Genomic DNA, 13558 nt, shown 5'->3' with positions numbered 1-13558 from the left:
TCTTCACTTCACTTTTTCTGTTCTGAATGACGATGAAAAATCTTAGTTCACAACTTTAATTCCGTTCGCTACAAATCTGATTTCTTCTTTCGGAGTTGTAATCGCATCGATTTCAGATTGAGGTTTCTTTGCGTCTTCCGCATAGTGCTTTTGCTCGTCGATAGAAGTTACTTTTCTTTCAGCAGTTCCGTCTAGAACAACAGTTTTACCCTTCAAAGCAGTCGGAACAAAGAAAGCATAATCTTTCATTTTTACGAAAAACTGAGAATTATCTTCAGTCTGGATTGTTAACCAGCATCCTTTTTTCTCACAAACGTCTGTAACTTTTCCTTTTACAGCTACGTTTTCTACTTTTTTATTCTCTTTTTTAAGCTTTTTGCTTAATTTATCTACAGAAATAGCTTTAGATTCTACGTTAGAAGCAACTCCGCCTCCGTAAACATCGCCCACCAATGCGTTTCCTGCAGGAGGTCCGAATTTTTTAGTCTCTTGTGCAAAAGCCAAAGTAGAAACACTTACAGCCGCTGCGAATAATATTGCTTTGAATTTCATTTTTAATATTTTTTCCAAAAGTACTAATAAAATTTGAATCAGAAATCGTGAAAAACTTAATAAAAAAAAGGTTGTGTTTTCGGGTGTTTAAACTCATTTTAAATAAATCTGATCAATAAATTTTGTATTACTAATATAAACGAAGTGCCTTTGTATATCTTAAAACACAAATTGATTAAAGAAAAAACTTAGTTTATCCTTGCGATAAAATTAAACGCAAAGCGAAACAAAGATTTGGAAAACAATTATTAATAATAAAGTTAAACAAAGCCGTTTCACTTATTTTCGAAAAACAAGGTTTTAAAAATGAAGATTTATTACTATCATTTGCTGAGTGAAACGCTCTTGCGATCAAAAAATAAAAATCAATTAATCACAAAAAACATAGCGATCATTGCAATAAAAACATCAAAAATACTTTTCAATCTAATTTCAAACAAAATAAAAAACAAAACCTATATTTATTTATATTTGAAGCCTATACTCAACTATGCAAAAAAAACTAAAACTTTGGGACGCCATTATGCTCGTAATGGGTTCCATGATCGGAAGCGGAATCTTCATCGTAAGCGCTGATATGATGCGAAATCTCGGCTCAGGATTCTGGATGATAGCCGTTTGGGTGATTACAGGAATCATGACAGTTGCGGCTGCGATCAGCTATGGAGAACTTTCGGCTTTGTTTCCAAAAGCGGGAGGACAGTACACTTATCTAAAAGAAATTTTCGGAAAAAAGATGGGCTTTTTGTACGGTTGGGGATTGTTTACGGTGATTCAAACCGGAACAATTGCGGCAGTTGCAATGGCTTTCGGTAAGTTTACGGCTTATTTAGTTCCGGCTTTAAATGATGCAGCTCCGATTATCCAAAGTGGAGAATTCAAAATTACATGGATCCAGATTTTGGCGATCGGAACTATTATTTTATTAACTTATTTAAATACAAGAGGAGTAGAAAGCGGAAAAATATTGCAAAACCTATTTACAGGTTCTAAAATCATTGCATTATTAGGTTTAATAACTGCTGGATTTATTTTAGTTGATTTTTCTCATTTGGCGGAAAATTTCAACTTTGGATATGATTCATTTAATAACCTTAAAAAAGATAATCTTGGAAACTTTCTGAAAGAAGGTTGGGAGCCTATCGGTGGAATGACTTTACTGGGCGGAATTGCAGCAGCAATGGTAGGTTCAGTATTCAGTTCTGTGGCTTGGGAAAGCGTGACTTTCGTTTCAGGAGAAATTGAAAATCCTAAGAAAAACGTCGTAAAATCGATGATTTACGGAACAACTGCCGTAATGATTTTATATATCGCAGTGAATTATGTATATCTAAATGCCTTAGACAGGGACTCTATCGCGTTTGCAGAAAACGACAGAGTAGCCGTTGCAGCTTCACATCTTATTTTCGGAAGTGCAGGAACTGTGATTATTGCGGTACTAGTAATGATCTCAACTTTCGGTTGTAACAACGGATTGATTTTAGCCGGAGCAAGAGTCTTCCAGACGATGGCAAAAGACGGAATGTTTTTTAAGCAAGCGGAAAAAAATAATAAAAATGAAGTTCCGGCAAATGCACTTTGGATGCAGGGAATTTGGGCTTCTCTGTTGTGTCTGAGCGGACAATACGGAAACCTTTTGGATATGATTTCTTTCGTGATCGTACTATTTTATATGATTACCGTTTTTGGAGTTATCTATCTAAGAATCAAGCAACCGAATTTAGAAAGACCTTATAAAACATGGTTGTATCCAATTACGCCAATCATTTATTTATTGATCGGAACAGGATTTTGTATTTTGTTATTAATCTACAAACAACAATACACCTGGCCAGGATTCCTGATGGTTTTAATTGGACTTCCCGTCTATTATTTTATTAATCGAAATAAGAAAATTGCAGAATAAATTTCAAAAGCTGTTTGACTAAGTCGAGCAGCTTTTTTATTTCTTTAGATCTAAAATGATGAAGAAATCTTCTTTCTTTAAAAACGAATTGACTATTCACCATTTACAATAGAAATAATATTATCCAACAAATTTAAAATCTTATAATATTCTATTTCGTGAAAAATGATTAATTTGGTATTTCCTTTCAAGTAAACGAGAAGTATGGAGTAAAAAATAAAGAAGTTGATATCATGGACACACCAAATTACAGAATGCCTTTTGTACCATCAACATTAATGACGGAAGGGGGAAGTATCGACACCTGCGACATGGGTGAAAGTATTGCCCACAACATTATGCTGCTGATAACGACTAAAAAAGGCGAAAACAGATATGATGAAAATTACGGAAACGACGTTTGGAATCTGGAATTCGATAATGGAGTTACAAGTGCCGTCTGGGAAGCCGTTTTCATAAAAAGCCTGAAAAGACAAATACAGGAATACGAACCCCGAATCGTACAGCCACAAATAGACGCACACATCCAAATTGTGGAGCACAGCTACGATACTAAAGAACACACCGAAATCAAAAAGAAAGTAAAAATCGCCATCAATGCAAAAATGGAACATTCAGGAGAACGTTTCAGCTTTTCTACAGAGCTTTTCCTAAGTCCGATGTCGATCGATTAATTCTTTTAAACTGTAACCAAAACTTATGAATTTAGACCAGAATATATATTCCAAGGAATCTGTAAAAGCGAGAATGCTTCAGAACGCGACCAAAGTTTGGGGATTGAAAAGTCCGCAATCGTTGGATCCGTTTGTTAAATTACTAATTGATGCATTCAGCACAGAGGTTTTCAAAGCGAATAATGAGATACAAACCGTCAATGCCCGAATTTTAGAAAAACTGGCGAAATTGTTGACCCCATCTATTTATACACACCCGATTCCGTCTCATGCGATTGCATTCACGCAACCTTACGAATCTTCGGAGATTTTGTTGGAACATACCGAATTTTTCTTTAAAAAACAGATGACTTCCACGATAAAATCGGAGTCTGATAAGCAGGTGAATATTCCTTTTACGCCTGTCGGGAATGTGAGAATCAATAAATTACAATCAGCGATCATGTTTGTAGGAAACACTTGTTACAGCATCGACGATCGTTTGAATAAAATTCCGATTGCAAGATTTCAGGGAAAGCCGGAGGATTACAGAAAAGTAACGATCGGAGTAGATGTTTCTAAATATTCAAACGAAACTTTTCCGAAAAGCTTAAGCATTTACTGCTCAAATCCAGCTTTTGAACATTTGGATTTTACGTATAAGCTGTTGCCTTACATTACAGTTTCAAGCAACGGAAATCCTTTGTTTGTAAAGGAAGGCTTATCTTATTATAAAAACAATCATGCAGACGGATACGAGCAAATGTTTCGTGAACAGTCTATTCAGAACAAAATTATTGAAGATATAAAAAGTATTTATCATCATAAATTTATTGAGATTTCAGGACTTTCGAATTCATTATTTTCTGAACATGGGAAACTTCCAGAAAATTTAAGTTATGTTGATTATAAAGAAGAAATCACGAAATATATTGATGGAAAACGTTATTTATGGCTAACTTTCGAGTTTCCGCCACAGTTTTCTGCGGAAATTTTAGATAATTTCTCTTTTGTATTAAATGCTTTTCCCATTTATAACCGTGGCTGGAAGAAAACGGAATATAGTTTAGATATTATGGGAAATAATATTCCGCTTGTAACGGATGAAGGTGAACATTTTTTATATGTAGATGAGGTTCAGGACGGAGAAGGAAGAAGATATACTGAAATTCCTTTCACGCCTAATGACGATCTTCGAAAAGGTTTATACACCGTAAGAAAAGGAGGAATGGAAAGATTCACGAACAGAAATGCAGTCGATATGATTGCAAATGTTTTGGAATTAACAAGAGACGAGATTGCAGCATTTTCTTTATTAAACCGTGATAATGTAAAAGGTGTTTTGAGCGAAATGTCAGACAAAATGAAATCAATGGTTCAAAAAGTGAATAATGCGAAGAGAAGCATTAAACAAGAACTGAACTACGTTATCATGGAACCTGTAGAGAAAACAGATCATACATATGCTGCATTTTGGATCACACATTCTACATTAGCCAATCATATGCGTCCGGGAACGGAACTTTCGAATCAATTGAAATCGCAGAATTTGATTTTATTAACGGAAACTATAGGAGGTGCGGAAGAACAAAAAGGAACAGATAGCATTCAGGCTTACAAATACGCTTTGACGACAAGAGATAAAATTATTTCTTTGGAAGATGTAAAAAACTATTGCAGAATGGTTCTGAAAGATGAATTAAAAGATGTAAGAGTCACACGTGGAACAATGATCAGCAATAAGCCAAAAGAAGGTTTTGTAAGAACGGTTGAGGTGGAAATTATTCCGCAAAATTATTCTTTCTACGGAAGAGCGTATTGGGAAAATATGGCGAATATTCTTAGAAATCAAATTATTTCCAAAGCCATCGACGGAATCGAATATGTCGTGAAAGTAACGAATGAGGATTCGGATTTTTCTGAGAATTAAAATTTAAACTGAATAAAAAAGATTTCGGGCGAATCTTTGGTTCGCCCGAAACTATTTAAAAACACATTATTAAAATAACCGATTCATAAGAATCACCTCTCTATTTTCCAGTAAAGGAACAACCTGCTCCACAACGATATTTTTAAAATGATCGGAATTTCGGTGTGTTTCCACAGCATTTGCATCAACATAGCCTTCATACAAAATAATCGTATTGGGCTCTTCCTGACTTTGATGCAGTTTGTAGAATAAATTTCCCTCTTCCTGAGTACTTTTTTCGGCAGCTTCCTTCATTAATTGAAGAACAGCATCCAATTTTCCTTCTTTTACCTGCCATTTGGCATGAACAAATACATTATTTTGATCCATTTTTTTAATTTTATGATTAAAATTACGCTTTTTTAGCTTCCAAAAGTGCTACAATTTTTTCACCCACACCTTTTGCAGAAGCAGGATTCTGTCCTGTTACAAGATTTCCGTCCGCAATACTGTTGGCAGACCAAGGTTCTGCAGCGTGGAAAATTGCGCCTTGCTCAGTCAAAGCCGTTTGTAAATCGAAAGGAACGTCCTGTCTTGCATAATTGTCTTCTTCCTGAGTAGTGAAAGACGTAATATTTTTACCGTTTACGATGTAATTTCCATCGCTCAATTTTACATTTAACAGAGAAACCGGACCATGACAAACAGCTCCTACAACACGACCAGTGTCGTAAAATCTTGCTAGAACTTTCTTCAATTCAGGAGCTTCCGGCATATCTGCCATTGGAGCGATTCCTCCCGGAACGAAAACAGCATCGTAATCATCAATATTTACATCTGATAATTTTCCGGCGTTGTGCATATCTTGCCAACCTTTTCCGGTTAAGAATTTTAAATTATCAGGATCATCAGCCAAATTTAAAGCATCTAAAAACGGAGATTCACCTGTTAAACTTGCAAAATCAATTTGATAACCTGCTTTTTCAAATTCTGCGTAAGGATGCGCAACTTCAGATAAGAAAGTTCCTGTTCTTCTGTGATTTGGACCGATTGAGTTGGCATTGGATACAATGATTAATACTTTTGGATTCATGACGTTAAATTTTTTAGTTAATTAATATTTTTTAGTTTTGATCTTTGAAATTGATTTAAATTTCTATAGCAAATGTATGTCTATCGGAGGTCTCAACAGAAGGAGCGAAGTCACAAAAAAAGTGTGATCCAAATCACACTTCAATTTTTTATTTATAAATAAGATTTTTTAAATTTTTATATGAAGCTATTTCCCGCTTTCCACTGTATCTTTTGTTCCGCTTCGCTACACAAAAGGATGCCGTTTCAATCGGGGCTAGGGCGGAAGTTATTCATTCGAATACGGGAAAATATCCATCACGTTTGTCATCCTGAAAGGATCAAAACATAGTATTAGAAATAAGTTTAGGTCATTGCGAGGAATGAAATGACGAAGCAATCTCTAAGAATGAACGCAAAAATTAGTGCCAAAAAGAAACAGATTGCTTCGTTCTTCGCAATGACACACCACGAGAAACAATCACTTATTAGTATTCGAATACAATCTGCTCAAAGTTTCACGGCTCACGCCAAGGTATTCTGCTACATACTTCTTAGGAACTTCCGAAATAAGATCAGGATACAATCTTACAAATTCCTCATACCGTTGCTGAGGTGTGCTCGATAACAAAAGAATAATTCTCTGCTGCAAGGCAATATAGCCATTGGTTAATTTAATTCTAAAAAAATGATCCATTTTATGAAGATCAGCCGCCAGTTGATTTCTTCCCTGTAAAGTAAGACTTACCACTTCGCCATCTTTAAGACATTCTATGAACATTTTAGAATTGTTTTGTTTAAAAAATCCTATATAATCAGACATCCACCAATTTTTTTTCGCGAACTGCAGAATATGTTCTTTGCCGTTTTCATCAATATAAAAAACTTTGTAGATCCCATCCAAAGCCAGAAATTCATATTTCACTTCATCTCCTTCATGAATCAGAAACTGGTTTTTACGAACTTTCTTCAACGTAAAAAATGTTTTTACATACTCAAATTCCTCGTCCGTAAGTGGAGTTATTGCTTCGATATGTTCGCGGAGTCTGTTCATGGCTGGGGTTTTTATATAATGTAAATTTAATTAAAATTCTGTTACATTTTGAATAGTTATTTTGTTCGGTTTTGAATTAATGATCATTCGGTTGCTTCGTACTTGCAAAGTAAATTTTTTAATTTAAAATGGAAAATCAGATAAAACAATTACTTACAAACTAACACTTTTTAACACAAAAAATTCCTAAAAAATCCGTAATTTTGCACATCGTGATTTTCAGGTAAAATCACACCAAATTATGAGTAAATCAACAGAATATATAGAAGTTTACGGCGCAAGAGAGCACAATCTTAAAAACATCAATGTAAAAATTCCAAGAAACGAACTGGTAGTAATTACCGGGCTTTCGGGAAGCGGGAAATCGTCATTGGCTTTTGATACGATTTTTGCAGAAGGACAGCGTCGTTATATAGAAACGTTTTCTGCATATGCGAGACAGTTTTTGGGAGGTCTGGAACGTCCTGATGTAGATAAAATTGAAGGATTGTCTCCTGTAATTGCAATTGAGCAAAAAACAACAAATAAAAACCCACGTTCAACAGTTGGAACGGTAACAGAATTGTATGATTTCCTACGTCTTTTGTTTGCAAGAGTTTCCGATGCATATTCTCAGACGACAGGGAAGAAGTTGGTAAGTTATACTGAAGATCAAATTCTTGATACGATTAAGGAAAATTATAAAGGTGAGAAAATCATGTTGATGGCGCCTGTTGTTCGTTCAAGAAAAGGGCATTATCACGAGCTTTTCGTACAAATGGCGAAGAAAGGGTATGGACAGGCAAGAATTGACGGAGAATTACAGGATATTGAATATGATTTAAAGCTTGACCGTTATAAAACCCACGACATCGACATCGTCATCGACCGTTGGATCATCGGCGAATCTGCCTCCGAAGCCAGAATGGAAAAATCGTTGAGAACAGCGATGGAAATGGGAGAAGGCCTGATAGGAATTCAAAAATTAGGAAGTACTGAGATTGAATATTTTTCTAAAAATTTAATGGATGCCGAAACTGGTCATTCATTGGCTTTGCCGGAACCGAATACGTTTTCATTCAACTCCCCAAAAGGAAGTTGTCCGAGCTGTAAAGGTTTAGGAACCATCAAGAAAATCAATACCGATTATTTTGTTGAAAATCCGAAATTGTCTATCAATCAGGGAGGTTTGCTGCCTTTGGAAGATATCAAATCAAACAAATGGATTCTTTCTCAGATTAAAAATATTCTTGAAATTTTCGGTTTAGGTTTAGCAACTCCTTTTCAGGATATTCCGGAAGAAGCTTTGGATTATATCTATAACGGTTGTAATAAGGAATTCAATAAAGATTTAAAATATGCCGGAATTACCAAAAAGATTAAAATCAGTTTTGATGGTTTGATTCCTTTTATGGAAGAATTGATTGAAGAAAGAGAATCTTACGAAGCCATTTTGTTGGAAAGACACTTCACGACAGAAGAAACCTGTCCGGAATGTAAGGGAACCCGTCTTCAACCATCAAGTTTAAGCTTTAAAATTGATGGAAAAAATATTGCAGAAATTAATGCATTGAGTTTATCTGATTTAAAAGAGTGGTTAGCTAATGTTAAAGATAAATTTTCAGAAAAAAACGCCATCATTGCTCATGAAATTTTAAAGGAAATTGAAACCAGACTTCAATTTTTATTGGACGTCGGTTTAGATTATTTAAGTCTGAGCAGAAGTTCGAAAACACTTTCCGGAGGAGAATCTCAAAGGATTCGTCTGGCAACGCAAATCGGTTCTCAATTGGTAAATGTGCTTTATATTTTGGATGAACCAAGTATCGGACTGCATCAAAGAGATAATGAAAGATTGATTAATTCATTAAAGAACCTTCGAGATATCGGAAACTCTGTGTTGGTGGTAGAACACGACAAAGACATGATTCTGGAAGCCGATGAGGTTTTGGATATTGGTCCGAGAGCCGGAAAATTCGGGGGAGAAATTCTTTGGCAGGGAAAACCTAAAGACTTGTTGAAAGCAGATACGATTACGGCTCAATACATCAACGGAAAAAGAAAAATCGAAATTCCTGCGGAAAGACGCAAAGGAAACGGTAAAAATATAGTATTAAAAGGTGCTACAGGAAATAATCTTAAAAATGTAACATTGGATATTCCTCTAGGAAAACTGGTTGTTGTTTCGGGAATTTCAGGAAGCGGAAAATCTTCTTTGATCAACGGAACGTTATATCCAATTCTGAATAAACATTTTTACAGAGCCGTTCAGGAGCCCTTACCTTACAAAAAAATTGAAGGTCTTGAAAACATTGATAAAATTGTAGATGTAGACCAGACACCAATCGGTAGAACGCCACGTTCGAACCCTGCGACCTATACAGGAATGTTTACCGATATCAGAAACCTTTTTGCAGAATTGCCGGAAAGTAAAATTCGTGGTTACAAACCTGGAAGATTCTCTTTCAATGTGAAAGGCGGAAGATGCGAAACTTGTCAGGGAGGCGGTTTGAAGGTAATTGAAATGAATTTCCTGCCGGATGTTTACGTTCATTGCGAGACTTGTAATGGAAAACGTTTCAACAGAGAAACTTTGGAGGTTCGATATAAAGGAAAATCGATTTCCGATGTTTTGGATATGACGATTGATGAAGCGGTAGAATTTTTCCAACCAATTCCAAAGATTTTTGCAAAAGTGAAAACTTTACAGGATGTTGGTTTGGGATATATTACGTTGGGACAGCAATCGACAACGCTTTCTGGTGGGGAAGCCCAACGTATCAAGCTGGCAACGGAACTGGCAAAAAGACAAACCGGAAATACATTGTACATTCTCGATGAACCAACAACTGGACTTCATTTTGAAGATGTGAAAATTCTGATGGACGCGATTAATCAGTTGGTGGAATTAGGAAATTCGTTCATTATTATTGAGCATAATATGGATGTGATAAAACTAGCCGATCATATTATTGACGTTGGTCCCGAAGGTGGAAAACATGGCGGACAGATCGTTGCGCAGGGAACTCCTGAGGAAATTGTGAAGTCAAAGAAGAGTTTGACGGGAAAGTTTTTAAAGAGGGAATTGGAGTAATTTAAAATAGATAGTCTGGATTTCTACAGAATGACAAACTTATACTAAGATATGGCTAAATTTAATCAAGTTTAGCCTTTTTTATGCTCTAATATTAACTTCCAATATTAAATTTTCAATTATTTTAAAAATTTATAACACTGTAAATCAATAGATTAAATTCTAATGTTAACTGAATGTTAACTGAATGTAAAATTAATATGAATTATTTTAATAACTTTGGTTTAGAGATACAAAATAAGGTTAGTATAACATTTAAAACCAAAGAGTTATGAAAAATAAAATTCAAATAGTTATTGCATCTGTATTTTTATGTGGATTTGCTTCTATTGTAAATATAACTAAGGCACAAGTAACAAATAATAACGTAATTGAAGAAATTAAATTAAATAAAACCGATGCTTTTACAGACATTAGAAACGAACTATTGAATAATTTCGATTTTACCAATTACGAATATAAACAAGGCATTGTAAATTCGGAAGTGAAGTTTGATATCAATGAGAATGGGAAGATTGTAAATGTGCATTCCACGGGTGACTGCAAAAATGTAAGCAAAGAAATCGAGAATGTATTGACAAATCTTAAGATCAAACAAAAAAAATTAAATGAAAATGCCATTGCTTACACGTATGTAATGCCTGTAACGGTGGAAATAGACAACAGATAATATTCATAAAATCTTTTATAGTAAGCCATGCAGTTTTTCTGTATGGCTTTTTTATTTTAAGGTGTAAATCGTGAAAATTTTAAATATAAATCTGTAATAATTGAGAATAATTTTCGTTTTAAATTTAATCAGCAAAATTAAAACAATATGAAAAACCTAAAGAAACTTACCAAAAATGACCTGAAATCGATTTATGGCGGACAGCCAAAACAGTATTGCGTTTATTGTGAAAGGTTAAACAAAACAGTTTGCAGTACAGTCCCGATTGCTCAGTGTCCTTAAAAATTGAAACCGCTTTTTAAAAGGCGGTTTTTTTATGCTTAAAATTTTCTTTGATTATCCAACCAATCATAAAATTTAATACATTTGATAGTATAATAAAACTATTGTGGATCCTATTTTAAATGTAGTTGTCCGTTCGCTTTGCGTTTACCTTTTTATGGTGATCGCAATTCGGTTATTTGGAAAAAACCAGCTTTCACAGCTCAATGCGGGGGATGTTGTATTACTTTTACTTATTTCCAATGCGGTTCAGAACGCGATGGTAGGTCCAGACACTTCCTTGCAGGGCGGTTTGGTCGCAGCTTTGGTTCTTTTTATAGCTAATTTTATTGTTAAAAGATTGATGTTCTCAAACCAAAAATTTGAAAGTTTCCTGGAAGATAATCCCGTAATCTTAGTAAAAGATGGAGTGGTGGATCAGGAAGCTTTAAACAAAGTTAAGATCAGTAAAGATGAATTAGAAGAAGCTATCCGAGAACATGGAGTCGACGGAATAAAAAATGTAAAACTTTCCATTCTTGAAGTTGACGGAAACATAAGTGTGATTTCCGAAGACGAAAAGGATAAGCAAACGCATTACTCCAGAATTAAAAGAAAAAATAAACGCAAATATCATTAAATACGATGAACTACGAATTAAGAGAAATGCTTCCCAAAGACGAAGCGCGAGTTTTGGAAATATTTCAGCAAGGGGTAAACGGCGGAATGGCGACCTTCGAAACCACTATTCCCACTGCAGAAGCCTGGAATATGGATTATTTCAACGATTGCCGTTGGGTTTTGGAAAACGAAAGTAATGAAGTTGTCGGTTGGTGTGCTCTGAAACCTGTAAGTAAAAGAGAGGTCTATAAAGGCGTTGCAGAAGTAAGCATTTATTTCGATAATAATTACCAGGGTAAAGGTTTGGGTTCGGTTTTGCTTAAAAAGATGATTTTGGATAGCGAAAACCACGGATTCTGGACTTTACAAGCCAATATCTTCCCCGAAAATGAAGCTTCGATGAGGTTTCATCAAAAAAATGGTTTCCGAACAGTTGGTGTAAGAAAAAAATTAGGCAAATTAAACGGAGAATGGAAAGATGTTATCATGCTTGAAAAGAGAAGTGAATTAATTTCTTAGACAAGTTAAAATCAAAAAAAATAATAAAATTTTCTTAAAAATTACATAGAATCCAATAATAATGCATTATTGGCATCAGTCTTGCAAGTTTTCTTTCTGTAAATTTGAAAATAACTTGTTATGAATTTTTTAACTAAAGTGCTGGGATTTTTCCTAATCGTCTTTTCCTTAGCATATTATCAGGCAGCACCGATGCAGAGAGGACATGGTCATGGCTACGGTCATGGTCCAAAACACGGGAAACACTATTATCATGGCCCACGCAGATCATATTATAGGCCTGTTGTATATCACAGACCTCCGCGACATTATTACAAAAGACATTATTACAGACCTGTAAGACACAGATATTATTCTCACAGACCGCATCGCGTTTATCATAGTCGACCGGTAATTGTAGTAAAATTATAGAAAAATATAAATGACTGTTTTTGAAGCAGTCATTTTTTTGTAGTTATTCACATTAAAAAAAATCAGACAATATTAATTATTTTCAAAGTAGTAAACCTCCATCCTCCAACTTCTATCCTTTTTTTAAGGAGCTTTTTCTGGCTTTGCTACTCGCTTTTTTTGATTATGGCTCCATAACATTCGTTCGTAACCTCCAGTTTATGCTCCGCCGTAACCAAAAAGGATGTCGTTTCAATCGGCTAGGGACTTGTTAGCGCTATTTAATACGATATTAAACCTACATGGTTTCAAAAATCTTGAAGGTTTAGAATAAAAAAAGCACCGAAAACTTCGATGCTTCTATTTTATATATTTTTCGATTAAAAAACAAAATCATTCTATCAATTGAAACGGAGTGAAACCATTTAAATTAAGCAGAATCAAAATCGGTTTAGCCAAAACTCAAACTCAATCTTAATCTCGGTCTTAGCCTCAACCTTACAGCCTAGATTTCTTCGGATTCAGAAAAGTATTAAAAATCATCACTTCCTGACCAAATTTCGTTTCAATTCTTTCGGCAATATTTTCCAGCTCGCTTTTTACAAAATCCTCTCTCAATTCATCATTATCAAACATTAAAAGAAGGTTATAATTTTTTCCTTCATCAATATAATCACTGTGAACTTCGGAAAGTATATATTTATTGACATCCATTAAATTTTCTGTCATCAAAACCAATGTTTCATCAATATAATTTTCCCAATCTTCAAGATTATTTTTCGTGCAGTGGAAAGTTATACTCAGTACGCTCATATTTTATGAATTTTTAAGATTTTTTGGATAAATTCTACCGCAAAAATCGGCAAATTTTTCGTAAAT

General features: G+C 34.7%; 14 protein-coding genes. 9 read left to right on the top strand and 5 right to left on the bottom strand.

Annotation, left to right across the window (positions count from 1 at the left end; translation table 11 throughout):
- Window positions 1–42 precede the first annotated feature (42 nt).
- A complete protein-coding gene (locus ACKX2A_RS02345) occupies window positions 43–552 on the bottom strand; it encodes a DUF4920 domain-containing protein (RefSeq protein ID WP_415327430.1) in 510 nt (169 codons plus the stop codon).
- Window positions 553–1042: 490 nt separating this feature from the next.
- Here ACKX2A_RS02345 and ACKX2A_RS02340 point away from each other — a divergent pair, with 490 nt between their 5' ends.
- The 3 genes from ACKX2A_RS02340 (at window position 1043) to ACKX2A_RS02330 (ending at window position 5041) form a co-directional block, all read left to right on the top strand.
- A complete protein-coding gene (locus ACKX2A_RS02340) occupies window positions 1043–2458 on the top strand; it encodes an APC family permease (protein WP_415327429.1) in 1416 nt (471 codons plus the stop codon).
- 233 nt (window positions 2459–2691) lie between these two features.
- Window positions 2692–3132: a GPW/gp25 family protein gene (locus tag ACKX2A_RS02335; RefSeq protein ID WP_415327428.1), complete on the top strand. Its 441-nt coding sequence runs from the start codon at window positions 2692–2694 to the stop codon at window positions 3130–3132.
- A gap of 25 nt (window positions 3133–3157) precedes the next feature.
- On the top strand, window positions 3158–5041 hold the full coding sequence (locus tag ACKX2A_RS02330; RefSeq protein WP_415327427.1) for a type VI secretion system baseplate subunit TssF: 1884 nt from the start codon (window positions 3158–3160) through the stop codon (window positions 5039–5041).
- A gap of 69 nt (window positions 5042–5110) precedes the next feature.
- Here the strand turns inward: ACKX2A_RS02330 and ACKX2A_RS02325 are convergent, their stop codons facing one another.
- The 3 genes from ACKX2A_RS02325 to ACKX2A_RS02315 form a co-directional block, all read right to left on the bottom strand.
- Window positions 5111–5410, bottom strand: coding sequence for a putative quinol monooxygenase (locus ACKX2A_RS02325; RefSeq protein WP_415327426.1), 300 nt, complete (start codon window positions 5408–5410; stop codon window positions 5111–5113).
- 22 nt (window positions 5411–5432) lie between these two features.
- Entirely contained in the window at window positions 5433–6113 is a 681-nt protein-coding gene (locus ACKX2A_RS02320) for a type 1 glutamine amidotransferase domain-containing protein (protein ID WP_415327425.1), read from the bottom strand.
- A 459-nt stretch (window positions 6114–6572) separates the two neighbouring features.
- Complete coding sequence (locus ACKX2A_RS02315; protein WP_415327424.1) at window positions 6573–7145, bottom strand: Crp/Fnr family transcriptional regulator; 573 nt, start codon at window positions 7143–7145, stop codon at window positions 6573–6575.
- 241 nt (window positions 7146–7386) lie between these two features.
- Here ACKX2A_RS02315 and uvrA point away from each other — a divergent pair, with 241 nt between their 5' ends.
- From uvrA to ACKX2A_RS02285, 6 genes are all read left to right on the top strand, one after another.
- Window positions 7387–10218, top strand: coding sequence for an excinuclease ABC subunit UvrA (uvrA, locus tag ACKX2A_RS02310; protein WP_415327423.1), 2832 nt, complete (start codon window positions 7387–7389; stop codon window positions 10216–10218).
- Between the two features lie 271 nt (window positions 10219–10489).
- Window positions 10490–10888, top strand: coding sequence for a hypothetical protein (locus ACKX2A_RS02305; RefSeq protein ID WP_415327422.1), 399 nt, complete (start codon window positions 10490–10492; stop codon window positions 10886–10888).
- Between the two features lie 147 nt (window positions 10889–11035).
- Window positions 11036–11170: a bacteriocin-like protein gene (locus tag ACKX2A_RS02300; RefSeq protein ID WP_415327421.1), complete on the top strand. Its 135-nt coding sequence runs from the start codon at window positions 11036–11038 to the stop codon at window positions 11168–11170.
- Between the two features lie 106 nt (window positions 11171–11276).
- Window positions 11277–11789: a DUF421 domain-containing protein gene (locus ACKX2A_RS02295; RefSeq protein ID WP_415327420.1), complete on the top strand. Its 513-nt coding sequence runs from the start codon at window positions 11277–11279 to the stop codon at window positions 11787–11789.
- Between the two features lie 5 nt (window positions 11790–11794).
- On the top strand, window positions 11795–12289 hold the full coding sequence (locus ACKX2A_RS02290; protein WP_415327418.1) for a GNAT family N-acetyltransferase: 495 nt from the start codon (window positions 11795–11797) through the stop codon (window positions 12287–12289).
- Window positions 12290–12409: 120 nt separating this feature from the next.
- Complete coding sequence (locus tag ACKX2A_RS02285; RefSeq protein ID WP_415327416.1) at window positions 12410–12700, top strand: hypothetical protein; 291 nt, start codon at window positions 12410–12412, stop codon at window positions 12698–12700.
- 477 nt (window positions 12701–13177) lie between these two features.
- Here the strand turns inward: ACKX2A_RS02285 and ACKX2A_RS02280 are convergent, their stop codons facing one another.
- Window positions 13178–13492 carry a DUF4286 family protein gene (locus tag ACKX2A_RS02280; RefSeq protein WP_415327415.1) on the bottom strand — a complete coding sequence of 105 codons (315 nt, stop codon included), beginning with the start codon at window positions 13490–13492 and terminating at the stop codon, window positions 13178–13180.
- Window positions 13493–13558 lie beyond the last annotated feature (66 nt).

This window comes from Chryseobacterium sp. MMS23-Vi53 (genome assembly GCF_047651245.1).
Lineage (GTDB): Bacteria > Bacteroidota > Bacteroidia > Flavobacteriales > Weeksellaceae > Chryseobacterium.
This window is presented reverse-complemented; position numbering and strand designations above follow the sequence as displayed.

Coding starts and splice junctions, on each gene's coding strand:
- ACKX2A_RS02340 (WP_415327429.1), top strand. CDS start 1,043: ATGCAAAAAAAACTAAAACTTTGGGACGCCATTATGCTCGTAATGGGT.
- ACKX2A_RS02285 (WP_415327416.1), top strand. CDS start 12,410: ATGAATTTTTTAACTAAAGTGCTGGGATTTTTCCTAATCGTCTTTTCC.
- ACKX2A_RS02300 (WP_415327421.1), top strand. CDS start 11,036: ATGAAAAACCTAAAGAAACTTACCAAAAATGACCTGAAATCGATTTAT.
- ACKX2A_RS02290 (WP_415327418.1), top strand. CDS start 11,795: ATGAACTACGAATTAAGAGAAATGCTTCCCAAAGACGAAGCGCGAGTT.
- ACKX2A_RS02305 (WP_415327422.1), top strand. CDS start 10,490: ATGAAAAATAAAATTCAAATAGTTATTGCATCTGTATTTTTATGTGGA.
- ACKX2A_RS02335 (WP_415327428.1), top strand. CDS start 2,692: ATGGACACACCAAATTACAGAATGCCTTTTGTACCATCAACATTAATG.
- ACKX2A_RS02320 (WP_415327425.1), bottom strand. CDS start 6,113: ATGAATCCAAAAGTATTAATCATTGTATCCAATGCCAACTCAATCGGT.
- ACKX2A_RS02280 (WP_415327415.1), bottom strand. CDS start 13,492: ATGAGCGTACTGAGTATAACTTTCCACTGCACGAAAAATAATCTTGAA.
- ACKX2A_RS02345 (WP_415327430.1), bottom strand. CDS start 552: ATGAAATTCAAAGCAATATTATTCGCAGCGGCTGTAAGTGTTTCTACT.
- ACKX2A_RS02325 (WP_415327426.1), bottom strand. CDS start 5,410: ATGGATCAAAATAATGTATTTGTTCATGCCAAATGGCAGGTAAAAGAA.
- ACKX2A_RS02330 (WP_415327427.1), top strand. CDS start 3,158: ATGAATTTAGACCAGAATATATATTCCAAGGAATCTGTAAAAGCGAGA.
- uvrA (WP_415327423.1), top strand. CDS start 7,387: ATGAGTAAATCAACAGAATATATAGAAGTTTACGGCGCAAGAGAGCAC.
- ACKX2A_RS02315 (WP_415327424.1), bottom strand. CDS start 7,145: ATGAACAGACTCCGCGAACATATCGAAGCAATAACTCCACTTACGGAC.